General features: G+C 45.9%; 18 protein-coding genes. 8 read left to right on the top strand and 10 right to left on the bottom strand.

Annotation, left to right across the window (positions count from 1 at the left end; translation table 11 throughout):
• Positions 1–65: 65 nt before the first annotated feature.
• A complete protein-coding gene (locus BUB43_RS03705; RefSeq protein ID WP_073178439.1) occupies positions 66–494 on the top strand; it encodes a DoxX family protein in 429 nt (142 codons plus the stop codon).
• Entirely contained in the window at positions 428–2,407 is a 1,980-nt protein-coding gene (locus BUB43_RS03700) for an alpha/beta hydrolase family protein (protein WP_083541133.1), read from the top strand. The genes BUB43_RS03705 and BUB43_RS03700 overlap by 67 nt, the downstream gene beginning before the upstream one ends.
• Here BUB43_RS03700 and BUB43_RS03695 read toward each other — a convergent pair whose 3' ends face one another.
• From BUB43_RS03695 to alaS, 3 genes are read right to left on the bottom strand one after another with little or no spacing between them, the layout of a single operon-like run.
• Positions 2,408–4,957: an FtsK/SpoIIIE family DNA translocase gene (locus BUB43_RS03695; protein WP_073178437.1), complete on the bottom strand. Its 2,550-nt coding sequence runs from the start codon at positions 4,955–4,957 to the stop codon at positions 2,408–2,410. It abuts the gene before it with no gap.
• 37 nt (positions 4,958–4,994) lie between these two features.
• A complete protein-coding gene (locus tag BUB43_RS03690) occupies positions 4,995–7,412 on the bottom strand; it encodes a hypothetical protein (RefSeq protein WP_073178435.1) in 2,418 nt (805 codons plus the stop codon).
• Between the two features lie 20 nt (positions 7,413–7,432).
• Positions 7,433–10,090, bottom strand: a complete 2,658-nt coding sequence (gene alaS / locus BUB43_RS03685; protein WP_073178433.1) for an alanine--tRNA ligase — start codon at positions 10,088–10,090, stop codon at positions 7,433–7,435.
• A gap of 260 nt (positions 10,091–10,350) precedes the next feature.
• Here alaS and BUB43_RS03680 point away from each other — a divergent pair, with 260 nt between their 5' ends.
• Genes BUB43_RS03680 through BUB43_RS03665 form a run of 4 tightly spaced genes read left to right on the top strand, consistent with a single transcriptional unit; the run spans position 10,351 to position 15,331 of the window.
• A complete protein-coding gene (locus BUB43_RS03680; protein WP_159430225.1) occupies positions 10,351–11,706 on the top strand; it encodes an ankyrin repeat domain-containing protein in 1,356 nt (451 codons plus the stop codon).
• Complete coding sequence (locus BUB43_RS03675) at positions 11,707–12,180, top strand: DUF2271 domain-containing protein (protein ID WP_073178429.1); 474 nt, start codon at positions 11,707–11,709, stop codon at positions 12,178–12,180. It begins immediately after the preceding gene.
• Entirely contained in the window at positions 12,181–14,346 is a 2,166-nt protein-coding gene (locus BUB43_RS03670; RefSeq protein WP_073178427.1) for a PepSY domain-containing protein, read from the top strand.
• 28 nt (positions 14,347–14,374) lie between these two features.
• Positions 14,375–15,331 carry an FAD:protein FMN transferase gene (locus BUB43_RS03665; protein WP_083541141.1) on the top strand — a complete coding sequence of 319 codons (957 nt, stop codon included), beginning with the start codon at positions 14,375–14,377 and terminating at the stop codon, positions 15,329–15,331.
• On the opposite strand, the gene BUB43_RS03660 is transcribed toward BUB43_RS03665, so the two are convergent.
• From BUB43_RS03660 to porQ, 5 genes are all read right to left on the bottom strand, one after another.
• Entirely contained in the window at positions 15,324–15,815 is a 492-nt protein-coding gene (locus BUB43_RS03660) for a hypothetical protein (RefSeq protein WP_073178423.1), read from the bottom strand. The genes BUB43_RS03665 and BUB43_RS03660 overlap by 8 nt on opposite strands.
• 5 nt (positions 15,816–15,820) lie before the next feature.
• Complete coding sequence (locus tag BUB43_RS03655; RefSeq protein ID WP_073178422.1) at positions 15,821–16,126, bottom strand: phage holin family protein; 306 nt, start codon at positions 16,124–16,126, stop codon at positions 15,821–15,823.
• A 76-nt stretch (positions 16,127–16,202) separates the two neighbouring features.
• On the bottom strand, positions 16,203–16,682 hold the full coding sequence (locus BUB43_RS03650; RefSeq protein ID WP_073178420.1) for a YtxH domain-containing protein: 480 nt from the start codon (positions 16,680–16,682) through the stop codon (positions 16,203–16,205).
• A gap of 92 nt (positions 16,683–16,774) precedes the next feature.
• Positions 16,775–17,443 (bottom strand): (d)CMP kinase, encoded by a 669-nt coding sequence (gene cmk / locus BUB43_RS03645; protein WP_073178419.1) that lies wholly within the window; start codon positions 17,441–17,443, stop codon positions 16,775–16,777.
• Between the two features lie 2 nt (positions 17,444–17,445).
• Positions 17,446–18,441, bottom strand: coding sequence for a type IX secretion system protein PorQ (porQ, locus tag BUB43_RS03640; RefSeq protein WP_073178417.1), 996 nt, complete (start codon positions 18,439–18,441; stop codon positions 17,446–17,448).
• 109 nt (positions 18,442–18,550) lie between these two features.
• Here porQ and pyrH point away from each other — a divergent pair, with 109 nt between their 5' ends.
• Positions 18,551–19,258 (top strand): UMP kinase, encoded by a 708-nt coding sequence (pyrH, locus tag BUB43_RS03635; RefSeq protein ID WP_073178415.1) that lies wholly within the window; start codon positions 18,551–18,553, stop codon positions 19,256–19,258.
• A 100-nt stretch (positions 19,259–19,358) separates the two neighbouring features.
• The gene (gene frr, locus BUB43_RS03630) at positions 19,359–19,913 is read left to right on the top strand and encodes a ribosome recycling factor (RefSeq protein ID WP_073178414.1); all 555 of its coding nucleotides are present in this window, start codon (positions 19,359–19,361) and stop codon (positions 19,911–19,913) included.
• 49 nt (positions 19,914–19,962) lie between these two features.
• Here the strand turns inward: frr and BUB43_RS03625 are convergent, their stop codons facing one another.
• Both BUB43_RS03625 and BUB43_RS03620 read right to left on the bottom strand, forming a co-directional pair.
• Complete coding sequence (locus BUB43_RS03625; protein ID WP_073178412.1) at positions 19,963–21,414, bottom strand: LptF/LptG family permease; 1,452 nt, start codon at positions 21,412–21,414, stop codon at positions 19,963–19,965.
• Between the two features lie 67 nt (positions 21,415–21,481).
• Positions 21,482–22,129 (bottom strand): outer membrane lipoprotein periplasmic chaperone LolA1, encoded by a 648-nt coding sequence (locus tag BUB43_RS03620; protein ID WP_073178615.1) that lies wholly within the window; start codon positions 22,127–22,129, stop codon positions 21,482–21,484.
• Positions 22,130–22,163: the final 34 nt, after the last annotated feature.

Below are 22,163 nucleotides of genomic sequence, written 5' to 3'. Positions count from 1 at the left end.
CACAGTTGTTTCAAACTTTCACTCACTTTGTAAATTTCATTATTTTTGGATGAAAATCTGTGGGTATGAATTTTTTATTTTCCACGAATCGCAATGCCACGGCTGTTGATACGGTGCTGCTTTTGATGCGCCTATTCATCGGCGTTGCAATGATGACGCACGGTTTGCCAAAACTCGAGCAACTGATGGCAGGAAATACCGCCAATTTCCCTTCAATTTTCGGTTTGAGCATTCAGGTTAGCATGATTCTCGCCATTCTTGCGGAAGTAGGCTGCTCACTTTTCCTGATTTTAGGCCTGTTTTCGCGGCCTTCCGCCTTGATACTGTTTTTCACAATGGCTGTGGCAGCGTTTGCCATTCATAGCGCCGATTCGTTTGACATCAAGGAAAAAGCCCTGCTTTATCTCGCAATTTACGCCGTGCTGCTGTGTCTTGGTCCCGGAAGATTTTCCATAGATCAGCTTATTTCAGGCAGAAAAAAATCCGGCTGGTAAAGTTCATTTGGTACCGCGATTCTCAAAGCCTGCTCGTGAAGAAAATTCCGGCTAACCGTGCGCCATTGATTAATCAGGACAAAGAATTGCCCAAAGGCCCGATAGTTTCGGTTTCGGACGGGAAAGTTTCGCAGAACAGAACTTATGCAGACCTGCTGAAAAATCCGCAAGATGAAGCGAATTTTGAAAATTTAGCAAAATCTGAAATTCATAAAGTAGATTTGAATGGTAATTCTACACTGCTGAAAAATGCCGATCTGTATCTCGGCACAAGTTTTTCACCGGATGGTAATTACCTGATGCTCACCACTTTACAGCGGCCGTTTTCTTACATCGTGCCTTATTCAAGATATCCGATGACAAGCACGGTGTACGATTCAAAGGGCAATTTAGTAAAGGTGGTGAATGAAGTGCCGCTGAACGAAACGATGCCGAAAGGTTTTTCTTCCGTGCGAACCGGGAAGCGCAGTTTTTCCTGGCGTGATGATATGCCGGCTAATTTAGTTTTCGCGGAAGCTTTGGATGGCGGCGATCAGAATAAGCCTGCAGAATTTCGAGATGAAATTTTCCTGTGGGAAGCACCGTTCAGCGCTGCGCCGAAATCTTTCTTCAAAACGAGGCAGAGATTTAGCGGCGTAGATTGGTCAAACGCTGAATATGCCGTGGTTTCCGAAAGCTGGTACGATACGAGGAACACGAAATCATTTCTGGTAAACCTGAAAAACGGTACTTCACGAATCATCCAAGACCGCAATTATCAGGACATTTACAGCGATCCGGGAAGATTTAACGAGATCAAAAATCATTTTGGTAGAAATGTGATTGACATTAAAAACGGCAAAGCGCATTTGATAGGGCAGGGCTATAAAAAAGACGGGCAGGAACCTTTCATCGATGAAGTAGATGTGGCAAGCTTGCAGAAAAAGCGGCTTTACACCTTCAAAAATCAGAATGTGAAAGAGTCAATTATTGACATACTGGATATTCAGAAGGGCGAAATTCTGGTTTCGCAGCAATCCGCAACGCAATACCCGAACACTTTTAGGAAAAATATCAAAACCGGAAAAGCGGCGGCGGTTACCAATTTTGCCAATCCGTTCGAAAGCCTGAACAAAGTGCATAAGGAAGTGATAAAATATAAGCGGAACGATGGTGTAGAGCTTTCGGGAACGCTTTATCTGCCGGCAAACTACGATAGAAAAAATAAGCGCGAAAAACTTCCGCTATTAATCTGGGCGTACCCTACGGAATTTAAGGATAAAAATACAGCGGGACAAAGCCGCAAGAACGCGAACGATTTTACATTCCCGTCCTACGGTTCCTTTATTTACTGGGTTTCCAAGGGCTACGCTGTGCTGGATGATGCGTCTTTCCCCATCATCGGTGAAGGCAATGCTGAGCCGAACGATACCTTCCTTCCACAGCTGATTGCCAATGGAAGAGCGGCGATAGATGCGGTGGACAAATTAGGCTATATTGACAGAAATCGCGTGGCAGTAGGTGGGCATTCGTACGGTGCTTTTATGACGGCTAATCTTCTTACGCACTCCGATGATTATGCCTGCGGAATCGCAAGAAGCGGCGCCTACAACAGAACGCTAACGCCGTTCGGATTCCAAAGTGAGCAGCGCAATTACTGGGATGTTCCGCAGGTTTACAATACGATGTCGCCGTTTATGAACGCCGAAAAAATGAAGAAGCCAATGCTGCTGATTCACGGCGATGCGGATAATAATTCGGGAACTTTCACGATGCAGACGGAACGCTACTTTCAGGCGCTGAAAAATTTGGGTGCTCCGGTCAGAATGGTTCTTCTGCCGAAGGAATCCCACGGTTATCAGGCAAAGGAAAGCATCCTGCACACACTTTGGGAGCAGGAGCAGTTTTTGGATAAATGCCTGAAGAAGAAATAATTACTTCAAAGTTTCGAGATAATTTTCAAGCGCGTTAAGGTCCGTGATTAAAACCTCACGGGCTTTTGCGCCGTTGAAACTTCCTACAATTCCGCTGGCTTCCAGCTGATCGATGATGCGGCCTGCGCGGTTGTAACCCAATTTCAGCTGGCGCTGCAGCATAGATGTGGAACCTTGCTGCGTACCCACGATAATTCGCGCTGCTTCCTCAAAAAGCGCATCCCTTTCGTTCGGGTCAAAACTTCCTGCCGTAGTTTCTTCTCCTGGAACCTCCGGCAGAATGAACGCCGAAGGATAGCCTTTCTGCGCACCGATGAAATCCACGATGCGTTCCACTTCAGGCGTATCCACGAAAGCGCACTGCAGCCTCGTAATTTCGTTGCCGTTGAAATACAGCATATCGCCTTTTCCGATGAGCTGATCTGCACCCGGTGAATCGATAATCGTTCTAGAATCCACGCTGGAAATTACTCGGAAAGCTGCTCTGGCAGGAAAGTTAGCCTTAATCATCCCGGTAATCACATTCACAGAAGGCCGCTGCGTTGCCACGATTAAGTGAATTCCTACAGCCCTTGCCAATTGTGCCAAGCGAGCAATCGGGTGCTCTACTTCCTTGCCCGCCGTCATTATCAAATCGGCAAATTCATCCACCACCAAAACGATGTAAGGCAAGTAGCGGTGGCCGTTTTCCGGATTGAGTTTGCGCTCGGTAAATTTCCGGTTATATTCCTTCAGGTTTCGGCAGAAGGCGTTTTTCAGCAGTTCGTAGCGCTGGTCCATTTCCACACAAAGTGAATTCAGCGTGTTTATAACTTTCTGATTATCAGTGATTATCGCATCTTCAGCATCAGGAAGTTTCGCAAGATAGTGCCGCTCGATTTTTGAATAAAGCGTAAGTTCCACTTTTTTCGGATCAATCATTACGAATTTCAGTTCGCTCGGATGTTTTTTGTACAGCAGGGAAGTGAGTATCGCATTGATTCCTACGGATTTACCCATACCTGTAGTACCAGCCATCAGAAGGTGCGGCATCTTGGCAAGGTCTGCCATAAAGATGTCGTTGGAAATCGTTTTCCCGAAAACTACCGGCAAATCCATTTCGGTATTTTGGAATTTTTGTGAAGAAATCACAGAGCGCATCGAAACCATCGTAGGATTTTGGCGCGGCACTTCAATCCCGATGGTTCCTTTTCCTGGCATCGGTGCGATGATTCTGATGCCTAATGCCGAAAGGTTCAGCGCAATATCATCCTGCAATTTCTTGATGGCCGAAACACGGATTCCTGCCTCTGGAACGATTTCGTAAAGCGTAACTGTAGGCCCGATGGTTGCCTTGATTTGTGCGATGCCCACATTGAAATTCTTCAGCAGGCTGATAATCCGCTCCTTATTTTCTTCAAGTTCGTCCTTATTGATGTGGATTTCTTCGTTGCCGTAATCTTTCAGCAAATCAATCGGCGGCATTTGGAAATTTCCGAGTTCCAAAGTATGGTCGTAAAGCCCGTGCTTTTCCACAAGCTCTTTCGATTTTATGTCGATTTCATCGGCATCATCCTTGGTTTCCGCCACTTCTACATTGATTTCAATGTCGTCCAGATTGTTTTTCGGTGAAGAATTTCTGGAAGAAACCGCAGGCTTTATCTCACCGCCAAAACCGTTCAGGTTCAGCGTAATAGCTGAGCTATCGCCTTCATTTTCAGAAAGTTCCGAAGGGAAATCATCGGAAGAATTTCCTGTGGCAAAGGAAGTTCTGTTCGGTGTTTGTATCGTCTCAAAACCTTGCGGTTTTTCATCGTTGGAAATTTCCTGCTTAGAATTTAGGCTAATTTCAATTTGCTCAAAAGTTGGATTTTCTTTCTTAACTTCTTGATTTTCAGTTTTTTCCAAGTGTTGAATTTCGTTGCCATCGTGAAGCATATCCTTCATCTCTTCATCCGAAATGAAATCTTCTTCGGAATCAGGTTTTTGGCTCTGAAGTTTTTGCGAAATGCCCTGCCACCTAGCTTTAATCGCAGATGGTCTCATATTGAATTCCAAAATAAAATACAGCGCGATGCTTGCCAAAAGTACCATCCACAAACCAAACCAGCCAATTGCAGAGCGCAGGAAATCCATAATCTGAAAACCGTACACGCCGCTGAGAACGCCTTCGCCTTTGGTGATGGCACCCATAAAAATCGGCAGCCAGCAAATGAAAAACAGCGAATGGCCTATGGTTTTCCACGGCTTGAAATACCGCTTTTTCAGCACGATGGTTCCCACCATAATAAAGAGGAAAGGGATGATGTACGCTGCGATGCCCAGGCTTTCGAAGATAAAAACATTGCCAAGCCAATCGCCAACTTTCCCGAAAAGGTTGCTGGATTTTACGCTTTTATCCAAGATTCTTCCTGCCTGGCTTTGGTCAGCACGCCAGGACAAAAGGTAGGAAGTGAAGGCAATCACCAGCACCGCCGAGAGGAAGAGCAGGAAAAGGCCAAGGCTGATACGCCATTTGCTAAGAGATTTGGTGGTTTTCGGGTTTTTTATCTGTTGTTCAGTGTTTGTCATTCTCACAAAATGCTTTAGCGCAGTAATGCCAACGCCTCTAATAACCTAAAAATTTCAATTTGAACTGCACGGCAAAGTTCTCGGAAAATTTATCCGTTTGATAATGACCAAGCCTGTAGAAAAAGCCCAGATTAAACCGTGTGCTGAGGAAGCCCACCCATTCCAAGCCAACTTCCTGGTATAGCTTATTCATTTTTTCAAATTCAAAATCGTGATATTCCGGGTGCTTCATATCGCCGATTGTCCCGCGGTAGATCAGGTTGAAATTGGAAGTATTTCTGCCGAAGCTTTTGAAATACCACGGAATCTCGTGCTGAAAATAGTAGCCGGCAAGCTTATCGTTGTAATATTTCCCAGATTCCATCGTCGCAAAACCAAGGTAGGAAGTGAGGTTGAACTTAAATTTGTCTGGCTTTCCGGAACCCAGGCCATTCATTTGGAAATTATGCCAAATCGGCACATCGCCGGTAGACATCCCGCCAAAAAGTCTTATGCCCGTAGTCCCGATCTTAGTCTTGAAACTATGGTTGGTCATCAGGTCGATTCTTGTATAGCTCAAATCGCCGCCCAAGATTTTCTGCCCGATTTCAATGTTGAAATAATATTCCGGATTGTCCGATGAATAGGTGTATTTTCCGGAAGGCGTCATGATGTTCTTGGAGTTTGGCGCGTATTTCAGCGTGAATTTCAGCGCGGTGTTATCAAATTTATTTCCAAGATTGTTGAATTCATACGGAAATTCCGCGCGCTCTTTATCGTGGCGCACCGCAATTCTCGCCGAAAGGCTGTTCAGCAAATCGTTTTCGTACGAAATCTTGAAACCGCGGTAGTTGTAAAATCGGTCGTTGTTAAAGGAAATTCCGCCATTTAAAAGCTGCATCCGGAAATTCCAGAATTCCTCGCTGAATTTTCCCGCCGTAGAAACATCGTCATAAATTTCCGCGCGGAAAATCGAGTTTTTTTCCAGCGTAGTACGGAAATCTGCTCCCACACCATATTTAAAGCCGCGGTCTTTGAAGCCGTAGGCTATGTACGCATCCGGCGAAATGTAGCGGTGGAATTTCTCGTTGAGTTTAGCGCCAATGCCAAGCCTGAAGCCTTCATAAAGATTGTAGCCGGCAAGTTTCGCCAAATCAAAATCCACGATGCCAAGCCTGTATCTTCCGCGAAGCAAATCCGTAAGAATCCGGCTTCTCGATTCTATTTTATATTGCTTGCTCAGTGTTTCTGCAGCATCGTAAGCCATTGATTCTCTTTCAGTTAAAGGCTCCGTTCTGTATTGCTCCAGCAGTGTGCCGTCGGAGTTTTTAACTTCCACCGTGTAGCCTTTGAATTCGTTTTCCCTTTCCGCAGGAATTGGCGTTTCAAAGTCGTAATTCTTCACCGTGAGGTAAGCGTAAACGCCGAATTTCTTGTTCGGATTATTGTATTTTTTTTCATCGTTCAGGTCAATGCCAAATGCACGCATTTTAGCGTATTCCTGTTCTAGAAACCATTTCCCGTTAATTGGTTTCCAGATGCTCACCATCGTTCCTTCGCTTTTTACTTTGGAATTGGTCTCGATTTTTTTCAGCGCAAAGGTTTCCGCATCCACATAAATGTAGCCGTTAAACCGGCGGCTTTCTCTCGCTTCCTTATAATCTGTGTGGCGGAATCTTATCACGAAATTTTTCCTGCCGTCTATTTCAATCGAATCCGTCAGGAAAAATCTGTAAAGGCTGCGGTTTTCTTCGCGAATTTCCTTGGGCTGCTCTGTTCTATTGCTTCGCGCCATTATCAGTTCGTAAATCGGCTCCTGGAAGCCCGAAACTTTGTTATCAATAATATTAATTTTTTCGCCGCGCTTTTGCGAGTAAAGATATTCCTTCGCCCTTTCCCAAATGAAGAGCTGGCTTTCTGCCGACATCTTCATAATCTGCACAGAATCAAAGCGGTTCGCTTTTTTCGGCTCAGGTTTTTTCGGCAAATCTTTCAGCGAATCCAGCTTGATGTCCACCTGTTTTTGGTAAGCCTTGATGCTGTCCTCATCATAATCAAAGCTGAGTTTTTCGTAAGATTTAAAGGTGTAAGAATCCAGGCTGTTCGGCGAATTCTGCGCATAGTTTTCGTTCACTTTTTTCAGGATTGCCAAAGCTCTCGGGTCGCTTTTATCCTGCAGCACGATGCCCTTGATGCCCTTGGTTCCTTCGCTCGTTCTTGCCAGCGCAATTTCCATCATCTTGTCCGTCAGGGCTTCGTCCTCATCGTAGCCTTTCGCAGAGATATCCACCTTTTTGCACTTCGTGCGGAAGTTCGCCACGCCGTTTTCGTCAGTGGTTGCCAGCAGCGTTCTGCCACATTTTATCTGTGCGCCAGCTATCGGCTTTGCCGTGCCGGTTTCCCTCACCACGATTTTGGATTGCGCAGAAATTGCCGCAAAAATCAGAAGGAATAGGAGGATGCTTATTTTTTTCATATTTGTCGAAAGTTCTTTTGTTAAATGTTCTGCGCCTTTTTAACCGCCGCATCTATGCCCTGCAGATTTTTTCCGCCAGCAGTTGCAAAACCGGGATTTCCACCGCCACCACCATTAATTTCCTTTGCCAAATCTTTTACGATGCTGCCTGCATTGAATTGATTTTCAATGTCTTGCGAAACACCCACCGTTATCATCGGCTTATCATTGGCATCAGAAATTATCACGATTACAGATTTCGGAATTTCTTTTTTCAGCTGAAAAACGATGTCCTTCACGCTTGCTGCATCCAGTGAAGTTTTTTTCACGAGAAGTTGGTGCGAATTTTTTTCGGTAAATTCATTCTTCCAGTTTTCGGTTTCACCTTTTGCCGAAGCCTTTTTCAGCGTTTCTATCTCAGCTTTCAACGCTGCATTTTCGTTGATTAATTTTTCGACAGATCTTGCCAAATCCTTCGTTTTCAAAAGTTGCGAAAGCCCGGCAAACTGATTTTCCAGATTTTTAAAATATTCCAGAGATTTATCGCCGGAAATTGCTTCAATCCTGCGGATTCCTGCCGCCGCAGAAGATTCCGAAGAAATCCTGAAATGCCCGATTTCACCGGTGCTTTTGGCGTGCGTACCGCCGCAAAGTTCGCGCGAAGTGCCGAATTGAATCATCCTGACATTATCGCCATACTTCTCGCCGAAAAGTGCCATCGCACCTTTGTCCAGCGCTTCCTGAATCGGTATATTTCTGAACTCTTCCAGCGGAATATTCTGCCGGATTTTCTCGTTCACTTTCTGCTCCACCAAGGCAAGTTCTTCATCCGTCATTTTCGCGAAATGCGAGAAATCGAATCGAAGATAATCCGGTCCAACGAATGAGCCTTTCTGTTCCACATGGGTGCCCAAAACTTCGCGCAAAGCTTCGTGCAGAAGGTGCGTCACGGAATGGTTGCCCTGCGTATTGCGCCGTTCATCGGCATTTACCTTGGCGTAGAAAACTGCGCCGGCATCTTTCGGCAGCTCATTTATCAGGGAATATATCAGGTTGTTTTCCTTTTTTGTATCCAGGATTTCCAGCACTTCGTCGGATTTTTCCCAATTGAAAATTTCCGGGTTGGAAATGTCAAAACCTTTGGCATAGCTTGGGATCAGCACGCCTTTATCGCCGATTTGGCCGCCGCCTTCAGCATAGAAGGGCGTTTCGCTCAGCACGATTTGGAAAAACTCACCGTCCTTATTTTCAATTTTCCGGTATCTGGTGATGTAGGTTGGCGTCGCCGTCTTATCGTAACCTACAAAGCTTTCTGGCTTTTCTTCCAGAACCACCCAATCGTAAATTTTCTGCGCGGAAGATTTCTTCGAGCGATCTTTCTGCTTCTGCATTTCCTCTTCAAAACCAGCCTCATCCACGCTTAGATTTTTTTCTTCAGCGATGATTCTCGACAAATCCGCTGGGAAACCATAGGTGTCGTAAAGCTCGAAAACTTCTGCACCTGCCAATGTTTTTTCGTTTCGGGAAATCGTGTCATTTACAATAGCATCCAATCGGGAAAGCCCGTGTTCAATGGTGCGAAGGAACGCATTTTCTTCTTCCCTGATAACTTCTGTTACCAAATTTTCCTGCTTGAAAATTTCTGGGAAAAATTCTCCCATCTGATTTTTAAGAACGCTAACTAATTGATGCAGAAAGGCTTCCTTCATCCCGAGAAAACGGTAGGCATAGGAAATGGCGCGGCGAAGAATCCTGCGGATTACATAGCCTGCACCGCTGTTGGAAGGCAGCTGTCCATCGGCAATTGCAAAGGAAACCGCCCTGATGTGATCCACCACCACACGGATTGCAATGTCCCTCTCATCATCCATTTTGCCTTCATATTTCCTGCCGGAAATTTCTTCCACTTTGGCAATTAGCGGTGTGAAGACATCGGTATCGTAATTGGAGGATTTCTGCTGAAGCGCCATACAGAGCCGCTCAAAGCCCATCCCTGTATCCACATTCTGCTTCGGCAGTTTTTCCAGCGAGCCATCAGCCTTCCGGTTGAATTCCATAAAAACCAGGTTCCAGATTTCCACAACCTGTGGATGATCCTGGTTCACCAAATCTTTGCCGGGAATTTGCGCTTTCTCCGCATCAGAACGAAGGTCGATGTGAATTTCGGAGCAAGGTCCGCAAGGTCCGCTTTCACCCATTTCCCAGAAATTATCCTTCTTATTTCCGTTCAAAATCCGGTCTTCCGATATGTGCTTTTTCCAGAAATTATACGCATCATTATCTCTTTCCAAATTTTCCGAGGCATCGCCTTCAAAAATTGTAACGAACAGATTTTCAGGCTTTAAGCCGTAAACTTCCGTGAGAAGTTCCCACGCAAAAGCGATAGCCTCTTCCTTAAAATAATCGCCGAAGGACCAGTTGCCCAGCATTTCAAACATTGTGTGGTGGTAGGTATCCCTGCCCACATCATCCAGGTCGTTATGCTTTCCGGAAACGCGAAGGCATTTCTGTGTATCGGCAATCCTTGGAGATTTGGGTTCACGGTAGCCAAGGAAGTAATCCTTAAACTGCGTCATCCCTGAATTTGAAAACATCAAAGTTGGGTCGTCCTTCAGCACAATGGGAGCGGAAGGTACTATTTGGTGCTGCTTGCTTTCGAAGAATTCTAAAAACTTTCGGCGTATTTCGTTTGAAGTCATTATGGTATGCTAATCCGCAAATTTAATGAATTGAACTTTATTTTGCTGTCAATTTTTACTCAACAATTTTTAATTATAAATAAATGCTCTTTTTTGTTTGGAAAAAAATATAATTGTGTAGCTTTGCACTAATTATAATTAATCTAAATAAAATGAAACTATGGTTTCGGGCAGCTTTCTTGATGTTTGCTTCATCAGTAGGGGCTCAGAATAAGCTTTTAGACCAAAATTTCTGGAAGTCTAATCCAGATTTAGCTTCAGTGAAAGCAGTTATTAATGAAGGCAATTCGCCCTCGGAGTTATCAGATAACGGCTTCGATCCGGTAGCGGTTTCCGCGATGAATGGCGCAGCACCGGAGGTTGTGATTTTTCTGATGAGCCAGCCCGGCAACTCTGTGGATAAGATCCTGCATCATAATGCAAACTACCTGCATTGGCTCGCATTCTCCGGAAACACGCCTGCGGTGGAAGAAGCAATCCGTAAGGGTGCGGATATCCGCCTTGTAGATTCGCACGGGCTTACGCCGCTTGGCTTTGGGCTTACGGGCAGGGCAGAGGAAGCCATTGCCGAAGCCTTCTTCAAGGCTGGATACAAGCCTGCGGAAAGGGAGGAAAACGGAGCCACACTACTGATGCTGGCGGTGGCCAATGATAAAAATTTTAAGAAAACCGATTACCTGCTTTCAAAAGGCTTGAGCCTCAATGATAAAGACCATAGCGGAGCCACGGTGTTTGATTATGCAGCGCGGAGCGGTGATGTAGAATTTTTAAAAAAATTGCTGAAGAAGGGAGCAAAGCCAACAGAACACGCCATACTTTATGCAGCCGCAGGGACAAGGGCTGCGCCTGTGTCTGAAGAAGTTTTTAAGTTTTTGATTAATGATCTGAAACTTAATCCGAAAATGGCCGATAGCGATGGTAATACCGCTCTCCATTTGATTGCTTCAAAAAAAGGATCTCTGGATGCTGTGAAGTTCCTCGTTTCCAAAGGTCTAAGCCTTGATTTGCCAAATACCGCCGGAGATACGCCCGTGATATTGGCAGGCCGTGCAACCGATGCATCCGTCGCCGGGTATTTTTTTGAAAATGCCCAAAACATCAATAACCAGAGTAAAAATGGCACAACGGTGCTGCTGAATGCCGCAGCCAAAGCTTCTCCCGAAGTTCTTGAGCTTGCCCTCAGTAAAGGTGCCGATGTAAAGGCAGCCGACAACCAGGGGAAAAACGCGCTCTATTATCTTATCAATTCTTACAGCAGCAAGACTGCCGGCGATTTTGACAAGAAATTAAAAATACTTCAAAAAGCGGGACTTAACTTGGCCGCGGTACAAGGAGATGGAAGTAATGCGTACCACATCGCCATCGCGAAGAATGACCCTGCACTTTTGGGAAAAGTCAGCACTTTCGAGGCGGATATTAACCAAAAAAATAAGGAAGGTTATACGCCGCTACACCGTGCTGCAATGCTTTCCGCGGATGATACACTGATGAAATCTCTCCTGACAATGGGCGCCGATAAGTCCGCCCAGACAGAATTCGGAGAAACTCCTTACGAACTCGCTGCCGAGAACGAATCTCTTAAAAAAAACAATGTTAATCTGAATTTTTTAAAATAAATGAAACATTTTGCAAGAATTAGCTTCCTTTTTTTGTTAATTTCGGGTATCTCGGTATCCGCCCAAAAATATCGCTGCCTCATCCAGATGACGAACTACAGCGGCGAAGGCGCGTATATTGTGGCATCTGTAGTGGATGCTAAAGGCAATTACCGCAAAACACTCGCCGTGCTGGGACCTGAAAAAAAATGGTATAAAAACCTGAAAGAGTGGAATAAGGCGCAGAAGGTGAAACCTGAGCAGCTGAGCGCGATCACAGGCGCATCGGTATCAGGCGGGGACCGCGCGGTGAAAACTTTTGACATCCCGGATTCCTGGCTGAACAAGGGCTACAGGCTGCGTTTTGAAACCGCTGTGGAAGACCGGGAATACCACGCCATAGATGCTGAAATCCCGCTGGCTACCGAGGCCATAAGTACGAAAACGGAGGGCAAGGGCTACATCCGTTATGTGAAACTTTCCCGAATTCAGTAGGTGACGAAGAAAATCTGGCGCATCTCGCATCTACTGCTGGCGGTATTTTCGTCAGCTTTTTTGCTCGTGATTTCCGTGACCGGGGCAATACTTGCTGCAGATTCAGCTTGGCAGCGGATTAGAAGCGGCGCGGAAAGTTCTACAGAGGAGCCGCTTTCAGAAGTAATAGCACGGCTTCAGGAAAAATATCCCGACATTTTGGAGCTGAAAAGAAGTGATGCTGGATATACTGAGCTGCAGATTTTCGATGAGGAGGGAAATGAAGAGCGCTTTAATATAAACCCGAAAACAGGAGAAAAAATATCAGAATCCGGAGGAGAGACGCACTTCATTAGCCAAGTAAAAACGCTGCACCGATCCTTCTTCCTCCACGAAACCGGCAGAGCCATCGCCGGTATTTTTGCGTTCTTGCTGGTGCTTATAATCATCTCTGGCAGTGTACTTTTGGCGAAGCGCAATGGCGGCTGGCTGAAACCTATTTCCAAAATAAGGACAGAATTCCCTGCGCAGTTTTTACACATTCTTGCTTCCCGTATTTTTAGTATCCCACTGCTTATTTCCGCAGTTTCCGGCACTGTTCTCTGCCTATTCCGCTTTAACCTGATTCCCGAATCGGAGGTGCGGGTATCAAAAAACCCTGAAGCTGGCTCACCTGTTTCCGTAGCCGAATTTCCAGTTTTGAGAAAAATAAAACTAGGGGAGGTGCAGAAAATCCAGTTCCCGCTGGACGCGGAGGATCCCGAGGAGCATTTTAAAATCATACTCCCAGAGAAGATGTTGCTGCTCAGCCCGCGCACGGGCACCGTCCTTGAAGAGCACAGGGAACCCTTCCGAAAAAATGTTGAGGTTTTTCTAAAGATACTGCATACCGGCAATAGCAGCGCAGCCTGGTCTGTTGTTTTAGGCTTGGCATCGCTTGGAATTCCAATTTTCATTTGGTCCGGTTTTGCAATTTGGTACCGGCGCAGCTGGAAGAAAATTAAAAACGAGTTTGAGCCGTCCGTGGCGGAAATTATCATTTTAGTGGGATCTGAAAACGGGACAACATTTCAGTTTGCCCAAAAAATACATCAGCAGTTTGCCTCTAAAAAAATTAAATCAACAGTTTTAAATCTGGATGATTACGCAGAGTTCACAGCTGCGAAACATTTACTTATTTTCACAGCCACTTCCGGCGACGGCGAGGCTCCACAGAATGCGCTAAAGTTTAAAGACCGGCTGGAGCAAATCAACCAAAACCATAAAATTTTAGTTTCCGTGGTAGGCTTCGGCTCTGCATCTTACCCAAAATTTTGCGGATATGCTGAGAGCGTTTTTGGTTGGATTAAAGGCGCACATTGGGCCCAGCTGCTTCCGTTGTATAAAATTAATGAGAAAAACTATACGGAATTTTCAAAATGGGCGCAATATTGGGCTGAGCAGTCCGGTATTCCGCTTGCCCATGCCGCAGAGTATTATCGATTTGAAAATCAGAAAGTTGAGAGCTTTATGATTACAGAAAATATTCTTATTGACGAAAAGAATTCTACACATTGCATACGCTTCAAGCCTACTGCAGCATTCCGCTCTGGAGATTTGCTAGGCATTTACCCTCAGGGCAAAGAGCGGTTCTACTCCTTAGGAAGCAGCCAATCCGGGGATGCGCAGATTTTGGTAAAACATTACAAGGATGGTATAGGTTCCGGCTTACTTTGCGGCCTCCGTGCCGGTGATTATTTTTCAGGGAAAATTCTGGAAAACAAGAATTTCCGCCTCGATCCCGCCGTACCGGAAGTGGTGATGATTGCCAACGGCACGGGAGCAGCCCCTTTCCTTGGTATGCTGAATGAATCTAGCCCCCATCAAGAAATAAGCATCCTATGCGGTTTTCGTTTTGAAAGCGAGCTTTCCGAATTAATGAAAAGCCTGCCGCGTAGATTTTCAAATGTCAAAATGTCCGAAGTGGCAATATCTCGGGGCGGCAATCCGCGCCGCGTTACCGACCTGATGAATCAAAATTCTTTGATGCTTAGGCGGGTTCTTGAATCTGGCGGCGTCGTAATGCTTTGTGGCAGCCTTGCTATGTACCGCGATTCCGTGGAAGTAATGAAAGGAATATTGGAAAGTACGGGAAAAGATTTTGAATTTTATAAAAATGCTGGCCAAATTGTTTCCGACTGCTATTAAATTTAAGCTGATTTTTCTCCTCGGACTTATGATAAAAGTCCAGTTTGCTTTCGCTCAGGTTGTTTCCAAAGAAACATTGCAGCTTATGGGCAGCCATTTTGAAATTACGGTGGTAGAAAAAGATACTTCGGCGGCCAACTTGGCAATAGCCGCTGCCATTGCAGAGATCGCCCGCATCGAAAACCAGATTTCTGAATGGCGGCAGGGCACGGAAATCTCTGAGGTCAACCGTATGGCAGGCATCGCTCCGGTGCGGGTTTCGCAGGAGGTTTTTGAACTGACAAAAAGGGCGGTTTTTTTCTCAAAAATTTCGAATGGAGCCTTTGATATCAGCACTGCTGCAATGGATAAGGTTTGGAAATTTGACGGGAGTATGGAGAAACTCCCCGACGAGCGCATGATTAAAAATTCCGTAAAGAATGTGGATTATAGAAATATCATTCTGGATAGTGCTAATTCTACCATTTTCTTAAAAAAAATTGGGATGAAAATCGGTTTCGGCGCTACCGGAAAATCTTACGCTGCAGACCGTGCCCGAAATCTACTGAAGCGGATGGGCGTACCTGGAGGAATTATAAATGCCTCTGGCGATATAGCGGCGTGGGGCTCCCAGCCGAATGGTTCTCCGTGGAGCATAGGGCTCCAGAATCCTGCAAAGAACCGAAAGGTCATCAGGGTTTTCAGAGCGAATGATCTGTCCATCGCTACTTCCGGAGATTATGAAAAATTCGTAGAGTTTTCCGGGGTAAGGTATTCTCATATCATCAACCCAAAGACAGGCTGGCCGGCGAAGGGTATGGTGAGCGTTACGGTTGTAGGCCCCAGTACGGAATTTGCTAACGGCCTTTCCACTTCAGCGATGGTGCTGGGTAAGAAGGCCGGTAGCAGTTTGATCCGAAAGTATCCGGAATATTCCGCAATTTTGATTGACGAAAAAGGCAGAATTTCCAGCGTAAATAGGAAAGAAAAGGAAAAACTTAGATAAGTTTTTCCACGCTGTTCACACTTTTATTCTTCTGATACTCTTCTAGTTTGTCCAGAAGCACCTTGGCGATTTTCGGGCCGAAGTATACCAGTATGATGCCCATTATCCGGTTTTTAAAGCCTCTGCTTTTAATGATTTTCTTCGTGGCAAAACCCGCGATTGCCAGCGCCCCAAGTTTTAGTAGATTCTGTTTTGTCACTTCTTTAGTACCTGTGTTATCAAATTTTATTATCGAATTGGTCTGCGCCTTGCCTGTCACCGTATCCCCGATATGCTGCATAAGCGGCTTGGTCTGTACAGTCAGTTTTTCACCTTCCGGCGTCATCTCCTTCGTAAGGTACTGATCAGAAGCACCTCTCGTCATCACGCTGAGGCTCTGCTTGGTGTCTTTAAAAGTTATAAGATCCTGAAGATCGTCAATTTCCTTTTTCAGGAGGGCTTTTTTCTGGCGTAGTTCCTTTATGTTATTATATTTCACTGCCATAGCGTTTAATTTATAGCTTTAATGATTTTATTCGCAACCGCATTTCGGATGGCTTTATTCAGTGCGAATAGCAGAAGAATGATGAGCAGATAAATTCCGGCAAGTATTAGAAAACCATATGCAAAATTGCCTACCCAATAGCCTAGCGCAAAGCCGAGGCCTATGTTCAGGATAATGATAAAAAACAACCCGAAAAACGCAGCCGTAGCCAAAATGAGTGCCCAGCCGGCCACGGAAGACCCTTTGTCGATGCCTTCCATTTTCAAAAGTTCAAGCCTTTTGGAACCGTACTGCTTCAATAAATCCAGCATAGTTTCAAATTTTTGTAAAGTTAAAAAAAAAGGAACTTATGAACTAAGTTCCTTTAAAATATTTGGAAGAAAAATTTTAGAAGTTGTTTTTCACATCATCTTTCGCATCCTTAGCAGCATCCGCAAGTGCGTTGCCAGCCTCCTGTGCTTCGCGTTTTGCGTCTGCAAATTTGTCTTCAGCTTTATCTTTCACATCCTCAGCCGCATTTTTTACATCCTCTTTTACATTGCCGTATGCGTCTTTCGCTCTGTCTGCAAGGCCCTCAGCTTTATCCTTAGCCTCTCCGTAAGCGTTCTCAGCTCTGTCTTTCAGGTCGTCCGCGGCGTCTTCCACCTTATCTTTAGCGTTTTCGTAGCTATCTTTTACATTTCCAGCAAAATCGTTGTACTTATCAGCCGCTTGGTCTGCAAGATCCTCAGCCTTGTCGGCGATTTTTCTTCTTGTTTCAGAACCTTCTTCCGGAGCATAAAGAATTCCAAGAATTACACCTGCTGCAGCACCTGTAAGAAGTCCCGCAAGAAATCCTCCCGCCTTGTTGTTTTTTTGATGTCTCATTGTTCTATAATTTTAGGTTGTTATTGATGAATCAATTGCAATGATGATGCCATTTTAATTGATATTGTGTTAAATTTACTTTAAAAATTCTTTTAAACCAAATGTGAAATGATAAGCTCTGCCGTCTCCTCGCGCGTCAGTCCGGTATTATCTATTTCGATGGCATCCGGGGCTTTTATCAATGGCGCTGTATTACGCTCGCTGTCCAGCTTATCACGAAGGAGGAGATTTTGCTGTACTTCCTCTAGGGTTACATCGGCGCCGCCCGCCTGCAGCTCCAGATAGCGCCTCCTGGTACGCTCGGGGATGCTTGCCGTCATAAAAAATTTGTAGTCTGCATCTGGTAGCACCACGGTTCCGATGTCTCTGCCGTCCAGTATCACGCCGCCACCTTCAGCGATTTCGCGCTGAAGACCCAAAAGGAAACTGCGGATCGCGGGTTCTTTGGCCACAAGGCTTACCCAAGCTGATATTCGCGGCTCCCGGATCTCTCTGCTTACATCCCGCCCGTTGAGGTATAGATGCAGACCATCCCCAATTTTTGTAAGTTTTAAATGTATTTGAGCTAAATTTTCCGTTAATGCCAAAATATCCAGCTCGCCATTAGCAAGGTGCTGCTGCAATCCATACAGCGTAATGCCGCGGTAGAGCGCGCCGGTATCTAGGTGGAGCAGCCCGAGCCGCTGGGCTACAATTTTTGAAATGGAGCTTTTCCCGGTGGAGGAGTAGCCGTCTATGGCGATGACAGGTTTCTTTTTCATTGTTAATAATGTCTGCTGCCGGAGACATCCAGCATTAAACCAAAAAAGTTCATATTCGCAGCGTTGTGGTAGCGGACATGGGCATAGTCGAACCTGAAGCCGGCGATACGCACCCCGAACCCCGCAGAGATGCCCGCAAATGAGCGCTGGTCCTCCACCGCAAGTTCATTTCCGCGCTTAGGATTATATCCGAAGCGCATATTGAAGCCTGATTTCGGGAAGAGTTCTGCTCCAATGGAGAAATGATCTGCCAGCTTTCTGCCGAAACCTACTTTTTTCCCGTTTACATCGTACTCCGAGGAGGTATCGAATTTCTGTAAATCGTGCGCGGTAACGGTGATTGCCGCAGGAAACTCCGGGAGAATTTGCGTATACCCAAGATCCACACGCAGGGGGAGGCGCTCCCGCTTCCCGTCATAAGTTTTAAACTGATAGCCAAAATTCCTCGCTACAAGGGATATGGAGGATTGCCATTCCTTCACGCTGTAGGTGATGGCGCCGGTGCCCGCCACCGCCATAGATGTGTAGTTGTCGATTTTTGAAGTTATAAAATTTACGCTTCCGCCAATCGTCCAATCCTCCTCAAACTGATAAGCGTAGCCGATACCAGCCAGGGCATCACTGGCGGAAAATTCTCCCAGGGTATTGCCAAATTCGTCCGTGCGCGCCATCCGGCCGTAGTCCAGATAGCGCACCTGAGCAGAGATCAGGTGGCCCTGCTCCAGATCTCGCACGAAGGCTGCCGTACCATAGCTGGAACCGGCGAGGTAGGAGCCGTAGTTCATCGAGACTCTGCCATGCATTTCCAGGTTCATCAGCGAGGGATTTACTGCTGCAAAATTCACATCGTAATCCCTCACCGAGACCGCGTCCCCGCCCAGCGCAGCCTGCCTCGGAGAAACCGCGATGCCAAGGAAGGGGAATACGCGCTCGCCGGACTGAGCAAGCAGCAGGGCAGGCATTAAGACTGAAAAAAGCAGAAACGCGTTTCTGATCATTTTAAATATTCCAGGGCTACAAAATTAATTTTTTTAAACTTAAACAGCAGCACGGAATTGCTTAGATTTTTTACCTTAAATCATTATATTTGCACGAAAATCTGGAACGATGAAATACAAACGGATCCTTCTGAAACTTAGTGGTGAGGCCCTAATGGGCGAGCAGCAGTACGGCATCGATGATGCCAGGCTGAACGAGTATGCCCAGGAAATAAAGGCGGTGGTGGATGAGGGATGCGAGGTGGCAATCGTCATCGGCGGAGGGAATATTTTCCGCGGGCTTGCAGCTGCTGCCAGAGGTATGGACAGGGTGCAGGGCGACTATATGGGGATGCTGGCAACGGTAATAAACAGTATGGCGCTGCAGGGTGCGCTGGAAGATTTAGGCGTAAAAACCAGGCTGCAGTCCGCCATAGAGATGGATAAGGTGGCAGAACCCTTCATCAAAAGAAGGGCCGTGCGCCACCTGGAGAAGGGCAGGGTGGTGATCTTCGGCGCAGGCACCGGGAATCCCTATTTTACCACTGATACCGCGGCTACGCTCCGCGCCATAGAGATAGGTGCGGATGTGATCCTGAAGGGTACGCGTGTGGACGGCATCTACGACAGCGATCCGGAGAAGAATGCCTCCGCGATACGCTACCAGCTACTGAAGTTCAGCGAGGTTTTTGAAAAGAATCTGAAAGTAATGGATATGACGGCCTTTACGCTTAGCCACGAAAATAACCTGCCGATCATCGTTTTCGATATGAACAAAAAAGGCAATCTTCTCCGTGTGGTGCAGGGCGAGGATGTGGGAACTTTGGTTAACGGATGAGGTGATTTTTGATCGGGAATCATCGATTTTTATCAATTGTCAGTACTTTTGGTCTTTTTAGCCGAAATCATTTATCAGTAATCATTTATCAATTATAGCAATGGAAGATTTAGAACTTATAACGGACAGCGTGAAGCAGGAGATGGAAGCAGCGATGAAGCACTTGGAACACGCATTCCAGAAGATACGCGCAGGCAGGGCTTCCTCCGCAATGGTGCAGGATGTGATGGTGGAATACTACGGCGCGCCGACCCCGCTGAACCAGGTTGCGAATGTATCCGTACCGGATGCGATGACGCTATCCATACAGCCGTGGGACAGATCGGCGATCAACGCGATCGAGAAGGCGATTATCATTTCGAATCTAGGATTTGCACCGAGCAACAACGGCGATACCATTATCCTGAATGTGCCGCCTTTGACGGAAGAACGCAGGCGGGAGCTGGCTAAACAGGCAAAAGCAGAAACGGAGCAAACGAAGGTGACGGTACGCAACGCCCGCCAGGAAGGTATGAAGGAACTGAAAAAGCTGGATGGCGTGTCCGAAGACACAATAAAGGATGTAGAGGCTGAAATTCAGGAGCTTACGGATAAATATGTGAAACTTGCCGACGATCAGTATAAGGTAAAGGAGGCAGAAATTATGAAAGTCTGATTTAGGACAAAAACAATTTTCAATCCCGGGGCTGCCGGGATTTTTTATTTTACTGATATCTTTCGTGCTCGGGCTTCTTCCGGAATCTGCTCACCAATGGCTTGAAAACATCTTTGTATTTTTCTGCATCGAACAGTGGGGAATCTGCAAGAGCATTCCGCATCAGCCACACGGCAAATGGGAAAAGCACGAGGTTCGGCAGCCACGCCGCCAGATACGGATCCATCCTGCCCTTCCAGGAGAGGTTTTCAATCGTTAAATTCATCACATAAAAAATGATGAAGATAATGATGGCGATGACTACGGGAAGCCCCATTCCGCCCTTGCGGATGATGCTGCCAAGGCTGGAACCGATGATGAAAAAAATAATACAGGTGAGGGAATAGGCAATGATCCTCTGCTGATAAATAATGATCCTGTTGCGGCTTTTTGTAAGATCATAAATCTGCTGGCTCTGGGCTTTATGCTCTTTTTTCAGGTTTTCTATTTTCCGGTACGCGGAGAGGAGCGCGTCCAGCCTTTGCTGCCCCGTTATTTTTTGGAGATCAAACTGAGCTTTTGCAAGTTTTCCTTCATTGGCTGAGTCGGCAGGCACAGTGTAGATGCCGGTGTAGGACGCCAGATTATTGTTGAGGGAATTAAAAACCTGCTGGTTTTCTTTATTTTTTTCCGCCACAGTTCCGGAAATTTCGCGATAGGTCTGGAAACGGTAATCATTGGTGATTTGTTCCTTTTCCAAAGCCTTGTCCAGCAGTGCGCTTACATCAAAATAATAAATCAGCGTATCAAATTTCACTGCCTGGTTGGGCTGGCGGGTCCGCTGGCTGAAATTCAGATTTTTTTGCTGATCTTCGTAAACATAGCCGCTGAAGAGAAATAATTTTAGAAAGTTAGGATTTTCTGCGGGCACAAACTTTCCGTTCCTGGCAATGATGGTCTGCTGATCCTCGTAGCTTGGCGCGCTCTTGTGAAGAAAAATCCCGTCAATGTTCTCTCCGTTTTCCCCGGAGATTTTATCAAATCTGATCATAGAGCCGGGAATCTGGCCGATGAACTGCCCCGGCGAAAAATTCAGTGCCGGTTTGGTAGCTGCAATGTTGTAGAGCATATTCCTCGCCTTGCGCTGAAAATCCGGGGTTACATTATTTTGGAAATAAAACAGCAACCCCGCAAGCATTATTGATACAAAAAAAAGCGGTGCCATCACCCTTGCGAGTGAAACCCCAGCCGCCTTCATTGCCGCAAGTTCGTAGCGCTCACCGAAATCTCCGAATGCCATAATGGATGCCAGCAAGATGGTAAGCGGCAAAACCATGGATACTACGCTGGCGCTGAGGTAATAGAATAGGCGGACAAGCTCCCAGGTCGTGAGCCCCTTGCCTGTAAGCGCAGCCATCTGCGTCCAGATAATATTGACGATGAAGATGAAAAAAAGGACGCTGAAAATAAAAAGAAACGGCCCGAAAAAGGTCTTGATGATGTAGCGGTCCAGAATTTTCATAAAGGCAAAAATAATCAAAAAATGCCGCAAAACGCTGCGGCAGTGGGTAGTAATATTTTTTTAATATTTAAAGCTCAGTAATGATATAATTTTTATACTTACTCTTGTCAAAACTAAAGGTGCCGGCAGGCGCTGTAAAATTCGCCTTATACTCCTTCACCGCCAGCGTATGCACCTGATTATCAGAAGAAAATTGTTCAATTTTAATAAGCAGGTTGGTGCGGGGGTTTACGAAGAGATCCACATAGCTTATCCCGTTATTCTTTACGGGTGTCAGGCGGATGAGTTCCGTATATTGTCCGTTTACTGGCAGGCTGCCCAAATATTTGGTATTGTAATCCTTTTTATAAGATTTCAAGTATTTGGTAGGGTTCAGTGTTTGCTCCTTCCCATCGGCCTTTGCTATCGTTATTTCTTTATCCTCCGCGCTGATGTTGTAGATCTTGCTCCCGTCATATATCTGCTCCACGCCGGCAATTTTTAGCCGGTACTTATTTGGAGCCGAAATAAATGTCCCCTCCTGGCTACGCGTCACTTTTTTGCCCTCGCCGCTGCCATAAACAAATCTGAAGTAAGAATTTTTACTGCTGTCGTAGTTTCTGGCAACGGATTCCAGCAGTGATTTCGACTTGCTGTCTGCCTTCTGAGCCTGTGCCACCATTGGGAAAGCAACTACACTCAGCACTAAAAGATTCTTTGTAAAAGCTAATCTCATTTCAGGTAGTTTTTCCATATTTTAAATCATTGTT

Source organism: Cruoricaptor ignavus, from assembly GCF_900141665.1.
In the GTDB taxonomy this organism is placed as follows: Bacteria; Bacteroidota; Bacteroidia; order Flavobacteriales; family Weeksellaceae; genus Cruoricaptor; species Cruoricaptor ignavus.
This window is presented reverse-complemented; position numbering and strand designations above follow the sequence as displayed.

Bases quoted from the DNA above. Each gene is read 5' to 3' on its own strand.
- BUB43_RS03705 (WP_073178439.1), top strand. From the start codon at position 66: ATGAATTTTTTATTTTCCACGAATCGCAATGCCACGGCTGTTGATACG.
- BUB43_RS03695 (WP_073178437.1), bottom strand. From the start codon at position 4,957: ATGACAAACACTGAACAACAGATAAAAAACCCGAAAACCACCAAATCT.
- BUB43_RS03690 (WP_073178435.1), bottom strand. From the start codon at position 7,412: ATGAAAAAAATAAGCATCCTCCTATTCCTTCTGATTTTTGCGGCAATT.
- alaS (WP_073178433.1), bottom strand. From the start codon at position 10,090: ATGACTTCAAACGAAATACGCCGAAAGTTTTTAGAATTCTTCGAAAGC.
- BUB43_RS03675 (WP_073178429.1), top strand. From the start codon at position 11,707: ATGAAACATTTTGCAAGAATTAGCTTCCTTTTTTTGTTAATTTCGGGT.
- BUB43_RS03665 (WP_083541141.1), top strand. From the start codon at position 14,375: ATGATAAAAGTCCAGTTTGCTTTCGCTCAGGTTGTTTCCAAAGAAACA.
- BUB43_RS03660 (WP_073178423.1), bottom strand. From the start codon at position 15,815: ATGGCAGTGAAATATAATAACATAAAGGAACTACGCCAGAAAAAAGCC.
- BUB43_RS03655 (WP_073178422.1), bottom strand. From the start codon at position 16,126: ATGCTGGATTTATTGAAGCAGTACGGTTCCAAAAGGCTTGAACTTTTG.
- BUB43_RS03650 (WP_073178420.1), bottom strand. From the start codon at position 16,682: ATGAGACATCAAAAAAACAACAAGGCGGGAGGATTTCTTGCGGGACTT.
- cmk (WP_073178419.1), bottom strand. From the start codon at position 17,443: ATGAAAAAGAAACCTGTCATCGCCATAGACGGCTACTCCTCCACCGGG.
- porQ (WP_073178417.1), bottom strand. From the start codon at position 18,441: ATGATCAGAAACGCGTTTCTGCTTTTTTCAGTCTTAATGCCTGCCCTG.
- pyrH (WP_073178415.1), top strand. From the start codon at position 18,551: ATGAAATACAAACGGATCCTTCTGAAACTTAGTGGTGAGGCCCTAATG.
- frr (WP_073178414.1), top strand. From the start codon at position 19,359: ATGGAAGATTTAGAACTTATAACGGACAGCGTGAAGCAGGAGATGGAA.
- BUB43_RS03625 (WP_073178412.1), bottom strand. From the start codon at position 21,414: ATGAAAATTCTGGACCGCTACATCATCAAGACCTTTTTCGGGCCGTTT.
- BUB43_RS03620 (WP_073178615.1), bottom strand. From the start codon at position 22,129: ATGAGATTAGCTTTTACAAAGAATCTTTTAGTGCTGAGTGTAGTTGCT.